Origin of the sequence: Acinetobacter sp. BY419 (assembly GCF_019038395.1) — a bacterium.
Taxonomy (GTDB): Bacteria; Pseudomonadota; Gammaproteobacteria; order Pseudomonadales; family Moraxellaceae; genus Acinetobacter.
The window spans coordinates 119,937-140,673 of sequence record NZ_JAGFXZ010000003.1; the positions used below are offsets into that span (position 1 = coordinate 119,937).

Sequence of the window (20,737 nt, forward strand, 5' to 3'; positions counted from 1 at the left end):
CTGTAATCTATGTCTCAACCTTTAGATGTTTTAGGCGGAATCACCGCTGAACAATTCCTGAGTGAATACTGGCAAAAAAAACCATTACTGGTTCGTAATGCGATGCCTGAAATCGCCAGTTTGCTTGAGCCTAATGACGTGCTGGAGCTTGCCCTTGAAGAGCATGTCAGCGCACGTTTAATCAAGCAAAAAGACCGTGATCCGAATCAGTGGAGCGTCAAATCGTCACCTTTAATTAAGGCTGATTTCCAGAAAATGCCCAAGCTTTGGACGCTTTTGGTTCAGGCCGTGGATCATTATTCATTTGACCTGTCCGCACTTTGGAAAAAATTCCCGTTTATCCCACAATGGCGTCGCGATGACATCATGGTGTCTTATGCACCGCAAGGCGGCTCAGTGGGCAAACATTTCGATTTCTATGATGTGTTTCTGGTACAGGGCTATGGTCATCGTCGCTGGCAGCTCGGGCAAATGTGTGATGCTGAAACTGCTTTCGTTCCGGGCCAACCACTTAAGTTACTGCCTGAAATTGATGTCAACTTTGATGAAGTGCTAGCCCCTGGTGATTTGCTCTATGTACCGCCTGGTCTGGCTCATTACGGCGTGGCTGAAGATGACTGCCTGACTTACTCGTTCGGTTTCCGTATGCCGAATATCAGTGACATGATGGATCGTGTCGGAGATAAATTCTCTGAAAATGAAGCATTGCGTAACCCGCTGCACGATATCATCCGTGATCAAGTCGGTGTCATCGGTGAAGTGAGCAGCAATGAGCTGGAATATCTGAAAGAACGCATCATGCAACAACTGCATAATTCCAATGTTCTGGAAGATGCCATCATGAGCCTGATGTCAGAGCCGAAATATCCTGAAAACCTGCCTGAAGCAGAAGAAATCGGTACGGGTGATCTCGAAGAAGCACTCGATCAAGGTTATAGCCTGATGCTCGAACCTGCTTCGCGTCTGCTCTACACTGAAACAGACGGTGACGTTCTGTTCTGGGCCAATGGTGAAGGCGTCTGTATTTCTGAAGAATTTACTGCCAAACTCAAGCAGCTTGCAGATGGTGAAGCCCTGTTATTTGATGAAAACTTCGCTGATGAAGATATTCTGGAAGACGTGGCTGCATTACTGAACGATGCCGTATTGATGCTGGTTCCACCGGCTGACGACGAGTAATCTTTGAACAGCTCTCATTAAGCGATAATTTCAAGAGGATCATATGATCCTCTTTTTATTTTCATATACTGGGAGTCAAGTCAATTAAGGTTTATATAGCTCCAGTACAACGTAAATAACTGTATTTTCTTGCTCAGATTCAATCTGAAATAATCCCCGCATACGCTCAACCCGAATTTTCATGCTACGCATTCCTATACTCAGGCCATTTTTTTGCACCATTTCAGCATCGAAGCCAATGCCATTATCATGAATGCTCAAAATGAGCTGATTCGGCTAGGAATATTCCAGACTGACTTTCACCTGACTGGGCTTAATGATATTGGTCAGACTTTCTTCGACCACCCGAATCAGAGTCAAACACTGTAATGCGGTCGGCTCACGCTGCCAGACTTTTGGAAATGGCCATTTAACCTCAATCTCCATTTCTTCCATAAGCTGGGTAAAGCGATAACGTACCGGTGCAATCCAGAGTACCGGCGTGTCCGGGATTTTATTTTCAATAGATGAGCCACTCTCTATGATTTGCCTGAGATCATCTCTGAGCAATTTCAGCATGGAAAGAAGCTGCTGTTTAGAAACAGTTTCGCTGCTTTGATCCACCAGAATCATGGAACGGACAATAGATCCTCCCAGCCCGTCATGCAAATCATGTGACATGATTAATCCGCTCTTGCAGACGAACATCCGCCAGCTCCAGCCTATGTTTGTCGTTCAGACTTTTATTCAGGTCGGCGTTGACCTGCAGGACTTTACGTTCTAACCGCGTATTAAATTTTTCGATTTTTTTGGCCATACGATTCAATCGTGTCCCTAAAATCAGCACTACGAACAGAATCATAATTGGTGAGGTATAGGGGGATAATGGTGAAAAATCACTAATTTTAGTCTGACTGAGCATGGCCAGATCAACTCCGACCAACAATAAAATTCTCCACAGACATAATACCAGGAAAATATATTCGCCATTTCGCGTCTCTGCCGCCTGATAAGTCACATAAAATACACTGATGACAAATAACAGCACATAGCAAACAAAGGCCAGCGAAAGCACCCAACCCAGCTGATTCAAGGCACTCAGACCAATCAGCAGCATGAATCTCAGACTCACCGGAATCAAGCCTTGTTCCAGGCACTTGATTTTTCGTTTTAGGAACCGTAGCAGAAACAGGCAGAAGCAATGAGTATTAGCAATAAAAAACATCATATTGGCTTTGCTTGCCGCAATGCTGGACTGAAAAGAAAAACTCTCTGTGGTCAGCACAACAAGTGCTGAAAAACTGCCCCTGGTGCTGTCATAAGCACGGCCCTTATTATTATGTCCCCTTGAAGATTAAAACATAACCAATTAAACAATAAATATCATGATTTTTTTATAATATGGATGTTTTGATCAGCGAAACGTACTTGCTTCTGTCTGGCACAAAATAGATAAAAAAATGCCATCTGTTCATGTGATGGCACGTCTATATAGAAAATTTTAAAATTTAAACAGGATTTATATTTTAAGCAGCGCCGTATTGCTGTTTTAGATATTTCACAATCTCAGCCGATTCAAACATGCTCACGCCAGTATTTGGATCGACCAGATAAGGAACCTGAATATTATTTCCCATCATTTCAAACAAATGTTCACGTTTACCACCCGGTAGTGGTTCATATTTTCCCGGCTTTAAACGTAGTTTGGCTAGTCCATAATCCTGCCAGCGCTCTTTGGCGACATTGTGGAAAATAAATGGAAGCTCCAACTCACTCAGAACAGCACGCACAATTCGACTATAAGGACTGGCTTCAAAACCCCATAACTCTAACAGCTGTTCTGGTGCCGGACGATCAAGCAGCCTTTTATTGATCCAGACTCCGCGTGCACCATTGATTATTGTTCCGGCAAAAGCAGCAACTGGAATCTCTGGATAATTTGCATATTTCTTTGGTGTTTTGCCACTTTGACCATAGTGCTTGAATAGATGATGGATAATATCCTGCGACTCATACATCTGATGGCCTGTATTTTCATCTACTAAAAATGGAAAACGAGTCTTGCCGCCCAACTGCTTTACGACCGAACGATATTTTGTACCGCCCTTAGGGCATGGATAAACTTCATAATCCAGATTGAGCAAGGTCAACACCTCACGTACCCGACGGCAAAAAGGTGAACCTTCAAACTCATAGAGCTTGATTGATTTTTCAGGCTGATTGGGAAACGGTGTTCCGACCATGCCGCGCCCACCTTGAGCAACAGAAGAGGCTAAAGCTTGTGCGACTTTGATTTGATGACCCAGCATATTCTTTTCCTGTTTTTTGTTTTATATAATCGAAAGACAGAATCTAAGCCTTCTGTCTTTCAGGGTACAGATTAGTTTTGTTGTTATTCTTTAATACAAAAATGAGCCTATTCAGCGACTAATGCTGTTTTAGACATTAAAATACCATTATTGTCTGCATAGACATACTCACCAGAATTAAAGGTCACCCCACCAAAACAGAGCGTGATATCCACTTCACCCACACCTTTGCGATTACTCTTTTGTGGAATAGCAGCCAATGCATGCACGCCTAGATCTAATTCAGCGATTGCGTCGATATCACGAACACAACCATAAATAATCACGCCATTCCAGTGATTTTTCACGGCTGATTCTGCAATCAGATCACCCATCAAGGCACAGCGCATTGATGCACCGCCATCTACGACCAATACCTTGCCTGTTCCATCTGTGGCCAATAATTCTTTAACCCGCGAGTTATCTTCAAAACACTTCACTGTCACAATCTGACCAGCAAAGGTTTTACGCGCACCGTAGCTCTTGAAAAATTTACCGTCCAGGCAAGGTGTCAGCACCTGAAGCTCTAGATCTGGATGATCATCTAATAAGTCACAGGTGACAAATGCTGCTGTAGACACGGTATTTCCCCTCATTTCATTTTTTGTATGCGTAAATTATCATAAATTTCAAATTTTACCGTCTGAGTTAGCGCGGCCTCGACCATAGTATGAGCCACCTGTTCGGCTGTCACTGGCTTATAGGCAAAACCATCCGGAATAAAACGCGACACTTTATGGTAAACCTTCTGCGCGATATCTTCTAATAAGCGCTGCTCTGGACGCTCACCAATTAATAGTGAGGGTCGAATCAGGCTGATTCTGTCCAACGTCAATGTTTGCACGTATTCTTCCAGCTCACCTTTGACCCGGTTATAGTAAAAATGAGACTGTGAATCGGCACCCATCGCACTTAGCAGCAGGTAATGGGCAGAAGTTTGCTGTAATAGCTCTGCAAAGTGGGCATTTATGGTATAGTCAATACTATAAAATGCCTGTTTGGATCCGGCTTTTTTCATGGTGCTGCCCAGGCAGCTAAAACCATGGCTATGCTTGCTGACATCCTGATCATTTAACATCAGGAAATCTTCTAGTACCAGTTGTTGAACTTTATCCAAAGCATCCAGATCATTTTGATGTTTTCTGACCACTGCAGTAATCTGCTGGCAAGTCGGCTCATCTTGCAAACGTTTTATCAGTTGTTTTCCCACCAGGCCGGTGGCACCTATCACGATGGGATGAGTCAATAATTTAGTCATTTTTTATACGATCTCCTAGGTGGAATACTAATCTAACGTTTTCTTTAGAATTTTTCTGCATCTAAAATGTTGTCAAAGCATGTCAAGACTTGACTTCGGTGCTTAGTTTAATCAAAATATGGCACTTGTTTACGGGCTGGTGATAATTCCTCTGATGTTGGTTTTCAGTTGAGTTTCAGCCCGCCCAGACCAATCTATTTCAAGGAGTGCACGAGTGGCAAACTCTGCTCAAGCTAAAAAACGTGCTCGTCAAAACGTTAAAGCACGCAAACACAACGCAAGCTTGCGTTCTATGGTTCGTACCTATCTTAAACGTACATTAGCTGCTATCGGCACTAATGACTATGTTGTTGCTACTGAAGCGTACAAAACGCTTGTTCCAGTAATCGACCGCATGGCTGACAAAGGCATCATCCATAAAAACAAAGCAGCTCGTCACAAGAGCCGCTTGAATGCGCAAGTTAAAGCATTAGCTTCTAACTGATCGCAAATAAAAAAAGCCCTTTTTAGGGCTTTTTTTATGCCTGAAATTTGACGACACTAGAAAAAATATAATAATTTATTCAGAATAAATATTCAGTTTAAATATCCATTAAAGGTTGATTTTTGGTAAAAATTATTTAAAAAGCGTTATAGACATACTTGCACACTTCTATTTTAAGCTTCTTATTCGTACTGCTGGGCTTACACCCATCCTACAATAGTGAGACAGAGCAATTATTAAATAAAAGCTTCAGTCCTTTACTCTCAATCACTTTTTTATATTACCGATCTTTATCCATAGAGGATGGCGAAGTGGTTTTATCCTGTTTCGCATTGTCAGAGTCCCGTTTTTGGCATGCGGTTAAACCCAAAATCGCGATCAGGCTAAATACTGTAATAATTTTCATGATTTTTTCTCAAAACGAACATTTCCATATTTATTAAGCATAAATAATTTTTAGCGTTACATTATTGAACTTTCACCCTATAAATGTAAAAAATGCTATTTTAAAATTTATCTTTAAAATTTTAGACTCACTTTGATTGAATGATCAATATGAAAGATCACCACCTTTATAAATTTTCTATCTGAAAATAAAAAACTCAATTGCTGCGAACAATTGAGTTTTGGATAAAGCAATTTGAGTTAGGAAGTCTGGGACCGCTTAAAATCAGCAATATCCAGCTCATGTACTTCCCCTCGCCAAATCCATTTCAGTTTGGACTCTAAAAATACATCTCCCTCGAACCAGACAAACAGACCTTCCATCATTTTTGGCCAGTCATCCCGGCTGACGTCCTGACGTCCTGACATCACCGCTATCATGGCGGCTAGAATAGTATCGTGACTGACTGCCAGACTTAAGCCATATTTATTTTGTGGATGGGTGTTGTAAATCAGTTCCAGCACATCTACTACGCCATGAATTGGCTGTTTCATCCCCGGCAAGGCATTATTGACAAAACTGTTAATAAAACCGAGCGCACCCTGCTTGGCAAAATAAGGGCCGGCTTTTTGCATATCCAGTACAAAGCTGCCAGGCTCCACCAGAAGCCCCTGTTCGATAATTTCAATGGAATGGGTATTTTGCTCAGGGGTGACTGCATCGGCCCCCTCAATCATTAGGGCAGCAGTATCAATACAACGCTGGATCGGACTCGAAATACAGTGATGAATCATGCGATCCGTCTGATCAGCCAGATAAGCGCCCCATTCCTGCGCCAGATCCCGCCCCTGACTGGTCAGTTGCAGGTCATAACCCGCCAACCCCTGACCCGGCACCTCCTCACGAATCGAATGTCGTGTGAATAAGGTGACAGGCGTCTGTACATCGGGCAATAAATCAATTGCACTCAACATACTCGGTGGAAGCAGTTTCAGGGACACGTTACAGCCAACTAGATTAATAATAGGTTAATCACCACTATAACACGCTCAGAATTTTGCTCAATGCTCGGCCTGCATGTCAGACACCGCCTGCAATGCAATAATTTTCATCTCATTATTCTTATAAGCAATGAATCCGCCATTCAGCAAGGTATCACGATGATTATAAATAAATGGACGGCCCTCTAAATCGACCAGGCCACCACCAATCCGTTCGAGCATACATTGACCAGCGCTGGTATCCCATTCCGAAGTCGGATGGAAGCGTGGATAGATATCCACCTGATCTTCCAGCATCATGCAAAATTTATAGGCACTGCCCGCTTTAAATTCAGTGTAATCAGTCAGCTTGGCCAGACTTTGCAAATACTCGGCATATTTCGGTTTTTGCTGGCTACTCTGGCTCAACCCAACAGCAACCATTTTAGATGTGGCAGGCCTTTCATAAACAAACCATGTCATGGTTTGAATATCATATTTAAACGGCAAGCCCTGCTCTGGACAGAAATAAATCAGTTGCTGCTCTGGAACTGCCAATATGGCAAAAGTAGTCAAACTGCTTCTAACCAGACTTAAATTAATGGTAAATTCAGGCCGCTGGTGCAGAAACTCTTTCGTGCCATCTAAAGGGTCCAGTAACCAGAATTCTGACCATGAGCGGCGTTCATGATCCTGCCCTTCTTCGGACAATAAAGGCAAGTTTGAAATCTCTGCCAAAGCCTGGGTCAGATAAGTATTGACCCGAAAATCTGCCTGAGTCACCGGAGAATTATCATTTTTTTTGATGACATCAAAAGCTGCACCAGAACAGTAACGCTGATATTCTTCTCGCAAAATTTCACAGGCGTGCGTCAAAATGGGCACAAACTGCAAAATCATCGGATCTTGGGGTGCTGCTGTTGCTTTAAACATAGAAAACCTAAATATGTCAAAATACTATGAAAAACCCACTATAATTTTTGATATGGATAGTTATAGTTCCAAGTGATTAATTTAGATATATTTTTTCTTTAATATTTAATTTTATAAATATTTATGTACACATTCAAAAACATATCTCATTCATTATAAGTAAAAAGTCCTCACTTGGAGAACTTTGCTACAATTTCAATTATAGCCGTATGCTGGTGCTTACAACCTACCTACTTTCGTCGATCATCGACCATCACCTGTAACACTTATTTAGCTTGCCAAATTGTAATTTCAGTAAATCCGGACAAAGTGTTCTAAGGTTTGCCAGTATTGACTGCTGACACCCCATCGTCATCAAAGCAATGTGGATATAAAATCATTATGCGGTGCAACCATATAGTCTACAACTTCACTGGCGGATAAGGTCGGATAATCAAGCTGCGCAAGGTTTTTGCTGTGGGTCTGAGTATTGCGTGCTGTAATGACATGCTTTCGTTTTAATTGTGCCTGAATATCTGGTGTCACAAATTCAACGGCTTTCCCCAGTTTTTCAGCATCTGATAAATTGCGCCAGTTTTATATATCCTGTTTGATCAAAGACTTCATCGCATCTTTAATACGCTGTTCAATCTGCTGTGCTTCTTGCCGATTCAAGGATACTTTGCCCAATGCCTTGGCTACGGCGCGGCCTTGCATTGATCTTTTATAATAAAAATGCCCAGATAATTTCCATCATCCGAGCATTAAGAAAAATATAGTTGGTTGGCTAAGAAAATTAATGCATTCCTAAATCAGTAATAGCGATAATCTTAATATCTCCTTTCAAATCAAGATGGCTAATAACTTCTTTAGAAATTTGGTCTAAATCAGTTCCACCATGATCTGCCATTCCAACAGAAGCATTTTGCAGCTCTACTGTCTTAATCTCACCATCCTGAATATAAGCAATTAAATGTGTTGGTTGAGGACCTGATGGTATTCCTAGATTAACAACACTTTGAAAATCAGCATCCATTTTTATTCCTTACAATTTAATCAATGTGTTTCTTATTTAATCGTAGAAAATGGAACAAAACAATTGAATGACCTTTATTGATTATTATCCAAATTGTAAAGCTTAACCAATTGCTGTCTGTGCTGCCAAAGTATCTTCTTGCGCCTGACGTGCTTCAACGTCTAGTAGATACGTCTACTTATACGCGGATAAACCTGCAACTCAAAGGCCCAATAATCATCCTTATAAGAAAACTTTATGAATAGCAACCGTATTAAACCAAAGATCGCCAATGTCTTTGACTGTGAGCTGTTGCAGCTAGTCGCTTTTCCCCTTTCAATTTAAGCTTCATAGGGTCCTTGCCTTGATCGAGCTCAGCTTTATCTTTATGCAACTGTACCCAGGCATTTTTTAAACTGAGTAAGGGAGAAGTTCCTAAATGCTTTTGGCCTTAGCGCCAAAACAAAAGCGATATTGAAAGACAATCTTGCCTTTAGATACAAGTAGTCGAACTGACAGACTATCCCGATCTGTCACCACCTCAACTTTTTCATGCGGTTTTCCATTGTTGGATTATAGCCAGCTATCACTTAAAGCTATTTAAATTTTCCAGTCCAAATGCTCTATACTTTGTACATATTCAAGCAGAGCGAAACTATGTATACACATATGTACATATTTTTTTCTTGAAAGGTAAATGACTTTGTTGAACTTTGAAATTATTTGATTGTCGTTCAAAATCGCGAAACTTGAGTAATTCCATTGAATCTAAAGCTTTTCTCTATGCTTTGTTGAACTTTGAAAAACTTTGGAGAATCTTGAATGCAAAGACCGACTATAATTTTCGATATGGATGGTACTTTACTTGATCTTGCCTACGACGATTTCATCTGGAATGAGTTATTGCCGGTGCGTTATGCTGCAACTCATGGCTGTAGTCTGGAACACAGCCAGGCAACACTCTATGCATTCTATCAGGAACATAATCATACCTTAAACTGGTACTCCTCCCGCTTCTGGACGGCTAAAGTCGGAGTCGATGTTCTGGCAATGCAAATTGAATATAAAGATAAAGTCGCCTTACGCCCTCATTGTCTAGAATTACTGGATTATCTTAAAAATAATGGCTACCCGATCTGGCTGGCCACCAATGCCGACTGTGACGGTCTGGCCTTTAAATTGGATCACTTAAATTTAAAAGATTATTTTAATGTCATTGTCAGCTCCGAAACGATTGGACATGCCAAAGAGTGCGTTGAATTCTGGCAAGGTCTGTATGCCATGCATCCATTTGATCCCGCAAATGCTTATTTTATCGATGATACTGAAAAAGTCCTGAATGGCGCCAAAGCTTACGGGATTCAAAACCTGTTGAGCATTCAGCAACCCTCTTCGGCCAAAGTCGCACGCGAGACTTGCAATTACCCGATGCTGCACCAATTAACAGACTTAATCACTCATTTAAATCAGACTGAGGTAGAAAAAAAATATGCGTAAATCGTCTTTACCCGAAGGTGCGGTAGGCATGCGTATAGACAAATGGCTCTGGACAGCACGGTTTTTTAAAACCCGCTCCATTGCTAAACATGCCATTGAAGGTGGTAAAGTCCATCACAATGGTGAACGCGTCAAAGTATCACGCGAAGTCCGTATCGGCATGGAACTGACGATTCAGCAAGGTATAGACAAGAAAACTGTACTGATCAAGGCGCTTTCTGACGTTCGCGGCCCTGCGCCAGTTGCGCAAACACTGTATGAAGAAACCGAGGTCAGTATTGCCCGTCGGGAATTGCTTGCATCACAAAGAAAGTTGCATAATCTAGCTCGTCCCGACCATCGTCCAAATAAGAAAGATCGTCGTGACATCAGTAAATTTAAAAATGAAAATAGTCAGAGTTTTGATCAGTCTTGGTCATATAATGACGATTAAATTTAAGCGTCAGAATATGTCGTACATGCTCTGGCATTTATAGAACACTTGGGAAAATTCTGTCACTATACACCTGTGGAACGAAGCTCTAATTTAAGACATCCACTTGAGTATTAATTAAGTGACATCGTATTGAGGTTGTAAGATGGATGATAATAAAAGCAAGGCGCTTAACGCTGCCTTAAGCCAAATTGAAAAACAGTTTGGTAAGAATTCAGTAATGCGCCTTGGTGACAATACCGTTCAGGCGATTGAAGTGATTTCGACAGGTTCGATTCAGCTTGATATTGCACTGGGTATTGGTGGTCTACCTAAGGGTCGTATCGTAGAGATCTATGGTCCTGAATCTTCAGGTAAAACCACGATGACTCTACAAGCTATTGCAGAATGTCAAAAAGCCGGCGGCACATGTGCTTTTATCGATGCAGAGCATGCACTTGACCCGCAATATGCACGCAAACTGGGTGTAGATATCGACAACCTGCTGGTCTCACAACCCGATCACGGTGAACAGGCACTCGAAATCGCGGACATGCTGGTACGTTCTGGCGCGGTTGATATGATCGTGGTCGATTCCGTGGCTGCCCTGACCCCTCGTGCGGAAATTGAAGGCGAAATGGGTGACTCGCATATGGGTCTACAAGCCCGTTTGATGAGCCAGGCACTGCGTAAAATCACCGGTAATGCCAAGCGTTCAAACTGTATGGTCATCTTCATTAACCAGATTCGTATGAAAATTGGTGTGATGTTCGGTAGCCCAGAAACCACGACTGGTGGTAATGCATTGAAGTTCTATGCGTCTGTACGTTTAGACATCCGTCGTATTGGTCAGGTCAAAGAAGGTGACGAGATTGTTGGTTCTGAAACCAAAGTCAAAGTCGTGAAAAATAAAATGGCACCTCCATTTAGAGAAGCTTTATTCCAGATCTTGTATGGCAAGGGCGTGAACCACTTAGGTGAATTGATCGACTTGGGCGTACAACAAGAAATCATACAAAAAGCCGGTGCGTGGTATTCATACCAAGGCGATAAGATCGGCCAAGGTAAAAACAATACCATTCGCTATCTCGAAGAGCATAAAGAGATGGCGCAGACGATTGAAAAACTGATTCGTGAACAGCTGTTAAGTAAAGCCGTGATCGTTGAAGAAGATGATAAAGAAGCTGATCTTTTAGATGCCTAAGCGATTATATGCTTAGACTTTAAACGTGAAGACACAGCGCCCTACGGGGCGTTTTGTTATTATGGGGAGGTGATAAAATGCGAGAGAAAAATGTCAGAGGCAAAATTCAGCAAACTGCTCGATTATGAAACTTTAAAACAGCAATTTGGCGATGCTGACGATCAATCGACCCGGCACAATACCGCAAAACCGGCACCGGCTTTCGATCCGGAAGAGCGCCTGTTTGATACTTCTAGTGATGATAAGAAAAAACCGGGACTAAGTGGCTCCCGTTTGCGTTCTTATGCCTTTGCCGTACTGACCCGTAAGGAATATGCCAAAGCCGAACTGATCGAGAAACTGTGCCTGTATGCAGAGGATCGCAATGAAGTGCTGGAGTTAGTCGATGAGTTATCACGTGAGAACTATCAAAGTGATCAGCGTGTGGCCGAAACCATGCTGTCGAGCCAAAAGCGTAAAGGCAAAGGCCCCAATCAAATTAAAATGAAATTAAAAAACAAGAAAATTGATACGGCTTTAATTGCAGAAGAGCTGAAAGACACAGATTGGGCGCAACAGGCCTATGAACTCAAAGTCAAAAAATATGGTACCGAAGTCACTAAAGACCCGAAGCTCAAAGCCAAACAGATCCGTTTTTTAATGTATCGTGGTTTTGAGATGGACACAATTATCAAGGCGATTAACCGTAAAGCAGATGATTGATTCTTCACTTCTTTGAAGACCTTAATGCACTAGGCGTAGTGGATATTGAATTTCGTATGGTTCGGCAAATACGCTGAAGCACAAAATAGAATATTCATAAACTAAATTACTAAAATAAGATGCTGCTGTTTGAGGACATTGGGGGTAAATTAGATCGGAGAAGAGAAAACTGTAAATTTGCTTTATTTTTATTATATGAAAAATATGGTGGCAGCCCTACCAGCAAAGCTCCGGCACATCATAGTTCTATTACCGTTGCTACCTTCCGGTCCTGGCGGGGTTCATAGAGTACAATTGCGAAGTAACCAGCAGGGCTACCATTACAAAAACAGAGTATAGAGATTTTTAATCAAGTTGCAAGCCTTGTTTCCCAAAATATCCCATCAAGCTATCCATTTGATTATTTTAAAAACAATATTGATATTTCTGCTGATTTTTAAATGATCTTCACAATCAATCCATCAATACTCAGATTCACATGATCTTTGTAAAACCTTGTTGCATTTTCTAAAAATGCCGTTTTTAATGTGTGCAATGTATATGAATGATCTACTTCGAAAAGATGAACAGCGGATCCGCATCTCACAACGAATTATGGAAATTTTATGATGTTTAAAAAGACCGTATTGTGTGCAGTGACAGCACTCTTTACCACACCTCTATTTGCTAATATTCCCATTGAATCACGGGGCTTAAGCCAGGCTACTACTCAAGCTGCCGTAAATACCCCACTGGCAATTGGGGCGAGTACAACTCCAGAAGTTCAAACCAATACCAGCTGGCAGATTATGCAAAAGAACCAGCAACTCGAAAATGACCTGCGGATTTTACGCGGTAAAATGGAAGAACAGGAAAATGAGATTGAACGGCTTAAAAACGAACTGACCAATCGCTATGCCGATCTCGATCAGCGCCTGGAACTGTTACAGCAAAAAATTGAACCTGCTGAAGACAATCCAACGGAGGAAAACCCAAAGGATACTGCACCCAGTCTAAATTCAAATGAAATAAACACAGCGAGCAGCGGCCAGCAGCCTACCGAGCTAGAAAAAGCCGCTTATACCGTAGCTTTAGATGCTTATAAAAATGGTGGTGCAGCCAAAGCCATTGCGCCCATGCAAAACTTTATTAAAAACAATCCGAATAGTGTGTATATCAGCAATGCCTATTTCTGGCTGGCTGAATTTAATCTGGCTATCGATCCACCAAATTTTAATGAAGCAAAACGTAATTATACCATTGTGGCAGATCGTTATCCGAAATCGACCCGTGCTTCTCGTGCACTCTATCAACTGCATAATATCAGCAAGGATGTAGAGAAAAAACCGGCAATTGCCACCCAGTACAAAAACAGATTACTGAGCAATTATCCCCAATCAGAAGAAGCTAAATTTTTTAAATAATGACGCTTTAAAGAACGGCATGCCCAAGCAATAAAAAAGACACCTTAAGGTGTCTTTTTTATTGCTTCAAATATTTAGCGCACAATGCCGCGCTTCGACTGCTCAAGAGAGTCAATCAAACGCTGCACCTCAGTCACTTCCGGCAAAATTTCTGTACGGATTCGCTCGATTGCTTCCTGAGTGGTTAAACCTGATTTATAAATCAGTTTAAAGGCATCACGTAAACCATTAATCACGGTCTTCGACCAGCCTTTACGACGCATGCCTTCAATATTCATGGCAAATGCATGTGCAGGATTACCTGAAACCATCACATAGGCCGGTACATCTTTCAAAATCAGCGACGCCCCGCCAATCATGCTATAAGAGTCAATCTTGCAGAATTGATGAATCCCTGAGTTTCCGCCGATGACGACATAGTCCCCGACATGGACGTGCCCAGCGATACCGACGTTATTGGCGAAGATATTATGATCTCCGATCACACAGTCATGTGCGACATGTGTGTTCACCATCAGCAAGTTATGGCTACCAATTTTGGTCAGCCCTTGATCCTGAACCGTACCACGATGCAAACTGCAATGTTCACGGATTTTATTGTGATCGCCAATCTCAAGCCAGGTTTCTTCACCAGCGTATTTAAGATCTTGACAAATTTCACCTACACTGGCGAACTGGAAAATTTCATTATATTCACCTATACGCGTATAGCCACCCACCACCACGTGTGAATGAAGTTTACTACCCGCACCAATAGTGACATTTGGCCCAATAATACAATATGGGCCAATTTCTACATCAGCAGCGATAATTGCTGATGCGTCAATAATGGCAGCTGGATGAATAAGGGGATTATTGCTCATGCCTGCTCGACTTTTTGATGCGAAACCATAATTTCCGCGGTTGTTGCGACGACGCCATCTACAGTGGCAATACAATTATATTTGTAAATGCCCCGCTTTTGCATCACTAATTCAGATTTTAAAACTAATTGGTCACCTGCAACCACCTGTTTTTTAAATCTTACTTTCTCCGCACCGGCAAACAGGAACAAAGAACCTTCACCTGGAACTTCGTTATTCATCACAAAACCCAAAATCCCTGAGATTTGTGCCAGTGCTTCAACAATCAGCACACCCGGCATAATTGGATAATTCGGAAAATGGCCTTGTAAAAACTCTTCATTAATTGAGACGTTTTTATAACCAACAATGCCATTATCGGTAATCTCAACGACGCGATCAACCAATAAAAATGGGTAACGATGGGGCAAATATTCACGAATCTTTTGAATATTCATTGGCAATTCAGGCTTCGTGAATGTAGGCAAATTCGACTCTGTCATCATAATTATTTACGCAACTTAACTGTTGATTCAATGGACTCAATCTGAGATTGCATATGATCTAGTCGTTTGATCACCTGGGTCAATGGCACATCTGCTAATTGTCTGAGGCGAACCACGGTACGTTTCCATTTATTATTTTCAAACAGACCAATTCCGGATGAATATTTTCCAGCTTCAGAAATATTATTTGTCACCATTGACATTCCGGTCAACGTCACATTATCGGCAATATTCAAGTGCCCAGAAATCGCTGAGGCACCCCCGACGGTGCAGTTTTTGCCAATCGATGTACTTCCTGCTACTGCGGTTTTTGCAGCTATCGCTGTATGTGCACCGATTTTAACGTTATGTGCGATTTGCACAAGATTATCAATGATAACACCCTGTTGCAAAATCGTATCGTCCAATGCGCCACGGTCTACGCTACAATTCGATCCGATACGTACATCATCTGCAATGCGCACAGAACCCAGTTGCGCAATACGGTGCCATTTGCCTTGATAAGGTGCAAAGCCGAATCCCTCACCGCCAATGACGGTATTGGCATGAATACGCACCCGATTACCAATTTTTGCTGCGCCGGTAAGTGTCACATGCGAATCAATGAAACAGTCCTGACCGATTTCCACATCATCATCGATATGTACGTGAGATAGAACAATACTGTTTGCACCTACAACACAATGCTCTCCAATCACCACATAGTGGCCAATATAGGCATCGTCGGCAACAATTGCGGAAGGATGAATCTGGGCCGTGCTTTCAATACCGCGACGGGTGTGTTTTTTCTCAAACACATGGGTCAGGATGGCAAAAGCCAGATAGGGATTCGCAACGACAATAAAGTTCTGCTGTGAAGTTAATTGCTGTTTAAGTTCAGGACTAACAATTAAAGCACCTGCCTGACTTTGACTAGCCAGCTCTACATATTTGTCGGCATTGACAAATGCCAAGTCCTGCGATGTCGCATGTGCAAGACTGGCTAATCCTCTTAAACGTAAATCTGACTGACCTATGCACTCGCCCTGAACTAGGCGAGCGAGATCAGCTAACTGAAGCTGTTGATGATTCATTGATTACTTAATTGCATTAACCTTTTGAATCATTTTATCAGTTAAATCATATTTAGCATCATAAGCCAGCGCTGAATTTTTATTTAAAATCACATCCAGGTTATTTTCTTTACGTAACTGCTCAGCAATTAACTTGACGCGTGCATCAAATATGGTGCGAATCTGTTTAATTGAACCCTGGACACTATTCTGCACAGATTGCTGGAGCTGGTTTAATTCCTGAAACTTGGTCTGATACTGGGCAGACATTTGCTGTTTTTCTGCATCAGTCAATTTTGTATTCGACTGGGCACGTTGCTGTAAAGCTTCCAGTTCCTTGCTCAGCTGTTCAATCTTGGTGGTTTGTGGCTGAATTTTTTGCTGGAATACCGTATTTTGCTGTTTTAGGTAAGCACTTCCTTCCACTACACGCTCCAGATCGATTACCCCAATACCAGCCGCTTGAGTTATAGGTGCAATACTTGCCAAAGTCAGGCTCATTGCCATGATCATTTTTTTCATATTCTTACTCATTCAAAAAAATTTGCTCATAAAGCCTTTAAACTTCATGAGCAAAATCTATATTCAGGATTACCTGAGATTCTTAGAAAGTACGTCCAATTTCAAACTGGATATTTTTGGTTTCATCACCGTCTTTTTTATTTAACGGATAAGCATAGCTTAGTGACAATGGTCCAATCATGGTAATCCAGGTAAATCCTGCACCTACGCTATAACGCATATTATCCACATCAAAACCGAAGTTGTCCTTACAGTACTGCTTGGCATTTACCCGACCAACCTGATTATTAACATAGATATCACCGCGTGGTATATCACACTGTGTATCAAACACTTGCGCACCTTCAGCAAACAGTACCGGACGAACCTGACGTGCCCAGTCTCCCTTGAACGGGATAGGAAGCACCAGTTCAGTACCGAACTGTATTAAAGCATTACCACCGACTTCTTCAGGGTCTGAATCCTGTTGATTCGTTTCACTATACGTTACTCCTGGATATCTAGGCCCCAGTGTACTGTTATCATAGCCACGAACTGAGCCAAAACCACCTGCAAAGAAATTCTTATAGAATGGCAGATCATTACCATAACCCAACTTGCCATAACCGCGCAGGATAAAATCTTTACCTAGCGGGAAGAATGCCTGAGCATCATAAGTCAGTTTTTGGTATTCCACATCACTGCCTGGCAATGCGACTTCACCATTGATTCGATGTGACATACCCCGTGTCGGGAACATCGGGCGGTTTAAGGTATTATAAGACCATCCCAAATTCAAATTGTAGGTTAAGAAGTCACCTTTGAACTGGTCATCAAAATCGACCAAATCCGCTGCCTGACGGTTGGCATCCAGACACTTGTCTTTTACGTCATACCCCTGTGGTGGAGTGGTTGGTCTTGGTCTGCCATCCAGTGCATCTAAATCTGCCTGAGAATACAGATAAGCTGTACACACGTCAGTACGACGATTAGTTGCCTTACCCCCATTCGCTAACAGATAGTCACGTACATAGGTAGAGACATATGGACCAGTTGTTACTTCAGTCTGGTCAATATTCAACCCCAGGCTGACACTCTGGTTTTCATCAATTGGATAACCAAAGTTGATTCCACCACCCAAACTGTCTGTTACATAGTTGTTGACGTTATAGTCATCATCCAGCTTGGTTTTACGATAATAAAGATTATAACCGCGACGTACACCATCAATCGTAAAGTACGGGTCCATCACACTCAGGTTATAGTAATCCTGCGTTTCAGAACGTGATAAATCGATCGATACACTATTACCGGTACCCAGGAAGTTTGTCTGGCTTAAACCGGCCTGGAATGTGACACCACCACTTTGCGAGAAACCTACAGCCAGAGTACTGGTACCTGAATGCTGTTCTTCGACTGCGACATTCAGATCTATCTGATCCGGTGAACCAGGAATACGCACAGGCTTAATATCTACAGTTTTAAAGAACCCGGTACGCTCCAGACGGACTTTGGACAGGTCAATCTTTTCATTGCTTGCCAATGCACTTTCCATTTGGCGCATTTCACGACGCAATACTTCATCGGCTGTTTTATTGTTGCCAGTAAAATTAATACGTCGTACCGTGACTTGCTGACCCGGATTGATATAGTAATTCAGATCAACCAGTTTGGTTTCATTGTTAATTTGAGGAACGACATTGACTTCGGCATAGTAATAGCCTGCATTACCATACTTACGTAACAATAACTGTTTGACCCCATTTACCTTTTCCTGAGAATAGATTTCGCCTTCTTTAAACAGCTGCAAGGCTTGTAATTCTTCAGTTTGATAAAGCGCATCACCCAAATATTTAGTTTTGCCAAATTTAAACTGTTCACCTTCATCCACAGCAACTTCGATAAAGACATTCTTTTTATCTTCACTCAAGTTAAGACTGGAATTGGTGATATTGAAATTGATATAACCGCGATTAAGATACATGGCACGCAAAGCTTCAAGGCTTGCCGCCATCTTTTCACGTGCATAACGGTCATTGCGTGAAATGACCGAGCTCCAGCCACTTTCTTTTACTGCAAAAGCCTGCTTGATATCAGATTCTTTAAATACGGTATTACCAATAATATTGATATCGAAAACTTTGGCTGCTTTACCTTCAACAAAATCAATCAGCAGTTCAACCCGGTTATTTGGTCGAGGCGTTGTGGTAACCGTAATATCGGCATCATAACGACCTTGCTGCATGTATTGCTGTTCAAGTTCAGTTTCAATGGTTTGTAGCGCTGATTTCTTCAGCACTTCACCTTCAGCCAGACCCATTTTTTTCAGGCCGTCTTCAAGTGCTTCCTTAGGAATCAGCTTATTGCCTTTCAATTCGATTTTCGAAATAACCGGGCGCTCAACCACCTGGAAAACCAGAGTATTACCTTGCTGAACGGCTTTAATATCATCAAACAGACCTGATGCATACAAGCTACGAATTGCATTGGCAATGATTGGATCATTGACCCGATCACCACTGTTAATCGGCACTAGGCCATACACATTATCAGGAGTTAAACGTACTAATCCATCAAATTTTATATCTTGTACAATGAATTCATCTGCTGCATATACTTGTTGTGCTACTGCCATTGCACTAACGAGTGCCAGAGGCATAAATAAATGTGTGTGCTGCATGCCAGTCTTTTCCGCTGTTAATTTATTCCATCTACGTTGTTATAAACGCATAAAATCATTAAATAATGCCAGAAGCATCATACTGCCGAGCAGTACCATACCAATTTTTAACCCAACCAATTGTATTTGTTCGGAAACAGGTTTACCACGAATTAATTCAACAAAATAGTAAACCAGATGTCCGCCATCAAGCATTGGAATAGGCAATAGATTTAATATTCCTAAACTTACACTCATTAGAGCCATAAAGGAAATAAAAGTTTCCCAACCCATTTCTGCGCTTTGTCCTGCCACCTTAGCAATGGTAATTGGACCCGATAAATTATCCAGACCAATCAAGCCACGCACCATTTTGACAATCGAGTTCAGAATCATTGAAGATAAATGTGCTGTTTTATCAAATGCCATGACCAGTGCTTCACCGGGCGTATAATGAATGGTCTGTTTATATTCTGCAGGAATGTTAATTTTACCCGGATCACTTTGTACACCCAGCATACCGGTTACATTGCCCATATTGTCACGTTTACCTTGCGGCATGACTTCAAGCTGAACGATCTGGTTTTCACGTAGCACATCTATTTTGAGCAATTTTTCTGGAGATGCCTGTACCACCTGCACTACATCAAACCAGTCTTTCATCTGCACACCATCAATGGCCAGAATCTTGTCACCCTCTTTCAAACCTTGACGGATGGCTGCACCACCTTCACTCAGTTTACTGATCACAGCCGGAATTTCAGGTCGATAAGGCAAGAAGCCCAGACTTTCCAGTAGAGACTGACTCTGATCTTTTAAATAATTTTGAATGGGTAACTGGAACAGTTTATTTTCACCTGCGCGGTCTGCCTGAATAGACACCACGCCAGTTTCACCAACACGATCCACCAAGGCATAACTGAGTTTTTCCCAAGTTTCCACCGGAGTGCCGTCCACCGCAACAATTTTGTCACCCGGCTGCATTTGAACGGTTGCAGCTGGCGTATCTGGTAAAACTTTACCCACACGGGTATTCAGCTGTTCCTGAGCCGGTAAAAACAAGACCCAGAATAACAGCACTGCAAAAATCAGATTGATCAATGGACCCGCTGCCACAATGGCGATCCGCTTCCACGGATGCTGACGGTTGAAAGCTTTGGGCAAGTCTTCTTCAGCGACATTACCTTCCCGCTCATCCAGCATCTTGACATAACCACCCAAAGGCAAGGCAGACAATTGATACTGAATTCCGGATTTTTTTGAGGTCCATTTTAATAAGGTCGGTCCAAAACCAATGGAATAGACCAATACTTTAACGCCCAGTTTACGCGCCACAATATAGTGACCAAACTCATGAATCGCAATTAAGGGACCGAGTAGCAGGATTGCGGCTGCAATAATAAACAAGGCGTTCATGTT

Annotated in this window: 23 protein-coding genes, 1 other RNA gene and 1 pseudogene; 7 read left to right on the forward strand and 18 right to left on the reverse strand. The window is 42.0% G+C overall.

The window, feature by feature from the left end; genetic code table 11:
• Nucleotides 1–9 precede the first annotated feature (9 nt).
• A complete protein-coding gene (locus KUG37_RS02235) occupies nucleotides 10–1,179 on the forward strand; it encodes a cupin domain-containing protein (RefSeq protein WP_216935869.1) in 1,170 nt (389 codons plus the stop codon).
• An 84-nt stretch (nucleotides 1,180–1,263) separates the two neighbouring features.
• Here the strand turns inward: KUG37_RS02235 and KUG37_RS14670 are convergent, their stop codons facing one another.
• From KUG37_RS14670 to KUG37_RS02255, 6 genes are all read right to left on the reverse strand, one after another.
• Complete coding sequence (locus tag KUG37_RS14670; protein WP_254202568.1) at nucleotides 1,264–1,440, reverse strand: hypothetical protein; 177 nt, start codon at nucleotides 1,438–1,440, stop codon at nucleotides 1,264–1,266.
• A 15-nt stretch (nucleotides 1,441–1,455) separates the two neighbouring features.
• The gene (locus KUG37_RS14675; protein WP_254202569.1) at nucleotides 1,456–1,839 is read right to left on the reverse strand and encodes a hypothetical protein; all 384 of its coding nucleotides are present in this window, start codon (nucleotides 1,837–1,839) and stop codon (nucleotides 1,456–1,458) included.
• Nucleotides 1,829–2,386, reverse strand: a complete 558-nt coding sequence (locus KUG37_RS14680) for a hypothetical protein (protein ID WP_254202570.1) — start codon at nucleotides 2,384–2,386, stop codon at nucleotides 1,829–1,831. Before KUG37_RS14680 ends, KUG37_RS14675 begins: the two co-directional genes overlap by 11 nt.
• Nucleotides 2,387–2,684: 298 nt before the next feature.
• A complete protein-coding gene (locus KUG37_RS02245; protein WP_216935871.1) occupies nucleotides 2,685–3,467 on the reverse strand; it encodes a glutathione S-transferase N-terminal domain-containing protein in 783 nt (260 codons plus the stop codon).
• 107 nt (nucleotides 3,468–3,574) lie between these two features.
• Nucleotides 3,575–4,087, reverse strand: coding sequence for a ribonuclease E activity regulator RraA (gene rraA, locus KUG37_RS02250; protein ID WP_216935873.1), 513 nt, complete (start codon nucleotides 4,085–4,087; stop codon nucleotides 3,575–3,577).
• A gap of 11 nt (nucleotides 4,088–4,098) precedes the next feature.
• A complete protein-coding gene (locus tag KUG37_RS02255) occupies nucleotides 4,099–4,764 on the reverse strand; it encodes an NAD(P)H-binding protein (protein WP_216935875.1) in 666 nt (221 codons plus the stop codon).
• Nucleotides 4,765–4,978: 214 nt separating this feature from the next.
• On the opposite strand from KUG37_RS02255, the gene rpsT reads away from it, so the two are divergent.
• Entirely contained in the window at nucleotides 4,979–5,248 is a 270-nt protein-coding gene (rpsT, locus tag KUG37_RS02260) for a 30S ribosomal protein S20 (protein WP_216935878.1), read from the forward strand.
• 280 nt (nucleotides 5,249–5,528) lie between these two features.
• Here the strand turns inward: rpsT and KUG37_RS14805 are convergent, their stop codons facing one another.
• The 5 genes and pseudogenes from KUG37_RS14805 to KUG37_RS02280 all read right to left on the reverse strand — a co-directional run bounded on the left by KUG37_RS14805 (nucleotide 5,529) and on the right by KUG37_RS02280 (nucleotide 8,561).
• Entirely contained in the window at nucleotides 5,529–5,654 is a 126-nt protein-coding gene (locus tag KUG37_RS14805; RefSeq protein WP_302052324.1) for a hypothetical protein, read from the reverse strand.
• A 239-nt stretch (nucleotides 5,655–5,893) separates the two neighbouring features.
• The gene (locus tag KUG37_RS02265) at nucleotides 5,894–6,634 is read right to left on the reverse strand and encodes a phosphoglycerate mutase family protein (RefSeq protein ID WP_216935880.1); all 741 of its coding nucleotides are present in this window, start codon (nucleotides 6,632–6,634) and stop codon (nucleotides 5,894–5,896) included.
• Between the two features lie 60 nt (nucleotides 6,635–6,694).
• Complete coding sequence (locus KUG37_RS02270; RefSeq protein WP_216935882.1) at nucleotides 6,695–7,546, reverse strand: 3'(2'),5'-bisphosphate nucleotidase CysQ; 852 nt, start codon at nucleotides 7,544–7,546, stop codon at nucleotides 6,695–6,697.
• Nucleotides 7,547–7,921: 375 nt separating this feature from the next.
• A pseudogene (locus KUG37_RS02275) lies at nucleotides 7,922–8,253 on the reverse strand (hypothetical protein); the annotation flags it as partial.
• 68 nt (nucleotides 8,254–8,321) lie between these two features.
• Nucleotides 8,322–8,561 carry a hypothetical protein gene (locus tag KUG37_RS02280; RefSeq protein WP_216935884.1) on the reverse strand — a complete coding sequence of 80 codons (240 nt, stop codon included), beginning with the start codon at nucleotides 8,559–8,561 and terminating at the stop codon, nucleotides 8,322–8,324.
• Nucleotides 8,562–9,362: 801 nt separating this feature from the next.
• Here KUG37_RS02280 and KUG37_RS02285 point away from each other — a divergent pair.
• The 4 genes from KUG37_RS02285 (at nucleotide 9,363) to KUG37_RS02300 (ending at nucleotide 12,355) form a co-directional block, all read left to right on the forward strand.
• A complete protein-coding gene (locus tag KUG37_RS02285) occupies nucleotides 9,363–10,037 on the forward strand; it encodes an HAD-IA family hydrolase (RefSeq protein ID WP_216935886.1) in 675 nt (224 codons plus the stop codon).
• A complete protein-coding gene (locus KUG37_RS02290; protein ID WP_216935888.1) occupies nucleotides 10,030–10,470 on the forward strand; it encodes an RNA-binding S4 domain-containing protein in 441 nt (146 codons plus the stop codon). The genes KUG37_RS02285 and KUG37_RS02290 overlap by 8 nt, the downstream gene beginning before the upstream one ends.
• 145 nt (nucleotides 10,471–10,615) lie before the next feature.
• On the forward strand, nucleotides 10,616–11,653 hold the full coding sequence (gene recA / locus KUG37_RS02295) for a recombinase RecA (protein WP_216935889.1): 1,038 nt from the start codon (nucleotides 10,616–10,618) through the stop codon (nucleotides 11,651–11,653).
• Between the two features lie 90 nt (nucleotides 11,654–11,743).
• Complete coding sequence (locus KUG37_RS02300) at nucleotides 11,744–12,355, forward strand: regulatory protein RecX (protein WP_216935890.1); 612 nt, start codon at nucleotides 11,744–11,746, stop codon at nucleotides 12,353–12,355.
• A 214-nt stretch (nucleotides 12,356–12,569) separates the two neighbouring features.
• Here KUG37_RS02300 and ffs read toward each other — a convergent pair.
• Nucleotides 12,570–12,666, reverse strand: an RNA gene (gene ffs / locus KUG37_RS02305) — signal recognition particle sRNA small type.
• A gap of 294 nt (nucleotides 12,667–12,960) precedes the next feature.
• Here ffs and KUG37_RS02310 point away from each other — a divergent pair.
• Nucleotides 12,961–13,758, forward strand: a complete 798-nt coding sequence (locus KUG37_RS02310) for a YbgF trimerization domain-containing protein (protein ID WP_216935891.1) — start codon at nucleotides 12,961–12,963, stop codon at nucleotides 13,756–13,758.
• 74 nt (nucleotides 13,759–13,832) lie between these two features.
• Here KUG37_RS02310 and lpxA read toward each other — a convergent pair whose 3' ends face one another.
• From lpxA to rseP, 6 genes are all read right to left on the reverse strand, one after another.
• On the reverse strand, nucleotides 13,833–14,621 hold the full coding sequence (lpxA, locus tag KUG37_RS02315; RefSeq protein WP_216935892.1) for an acyl-ACP--UDP-N-acetylglucosamine O-acyltransferase: 789 nt from the start codon (nucleotides 14,619–14,621) through the stop codon (nucleotides 13,833–13,835).
• Nucleotides 14,618–15,103, reverse strand: a complete 486-nt coding sequence (gene fabZ / locus KUG37_RS02320) for a 3-hydroxyacyl-ACP dehydratase FabZ (protein WP_216935911.1) — start codon at nucleotides 15,101–15,103, stop codon at nucleotides 14,618–14,620. Before fabZ ends, lpxA begins: the two co-directional genes overlap by 4 nt.
• A 5-nt stretch (nucleotides 15,104–15,108) precedes the next feature.
• The gene (lpxD, locus tag KUG37_RS02325; protein WP_216935893.1) at nucleotides 15,109–16,179 is read right to left on the reverse strand and encodes a UDP-3-O-(3-hydroxymyristoyl)glucosamine N-acyltransferase; all 1,071 of its coding nucleotides are present in this window, start codon (nucleotides 16,177–16,179) and stop codon (nucleotides 15,109–15,111) included.
• A 3-nt stretch (nucleotides 16,180–16,182) separates the two neighbouring features.
• Nucleotides 16,183–16,680, reverse strand: a complete 498-nt coding sequence (locus KUG37_RS02330) for an OmpH family outer membrane protein (protein WP_216935895.1) — start codon at nucleotides 16,678–16,680, stop codon at nucleotides 16,183–16,185.
• 82 nt (nucleotides 16,681–16,762) lie between these two features.
• Nucleotides 16,763–19,339 (reverse strand): outer membrane protein assembly factor BamA, encoded by a 2,577-nt coding sequence (bamA, locus tag KUG37_RS02335; protein ID WP_216935897.1) that lies wholly within the window; start codon nucleotides 19,337–19,339, stop codon nucleotides 16,763–16,765.
• Nucleotides 19,340–19,378: 39 nt separating this feature from the next.
• Nucleotides 19,379–20,734 (reverse strand): RIP metalloprotease RseP, encoded by a 1,356-nt coding sequence (gene rseP / locus KUG37_RS02340; RefSeq protein ID WP_216935899.1) that lies wholly within the window; start codon nucleotides 20,732–20,734, stop codon nucleotides 19,379–19,381.
• Nucleotides 20,735–20,737 lie beyond the last annotated feature (3 nt).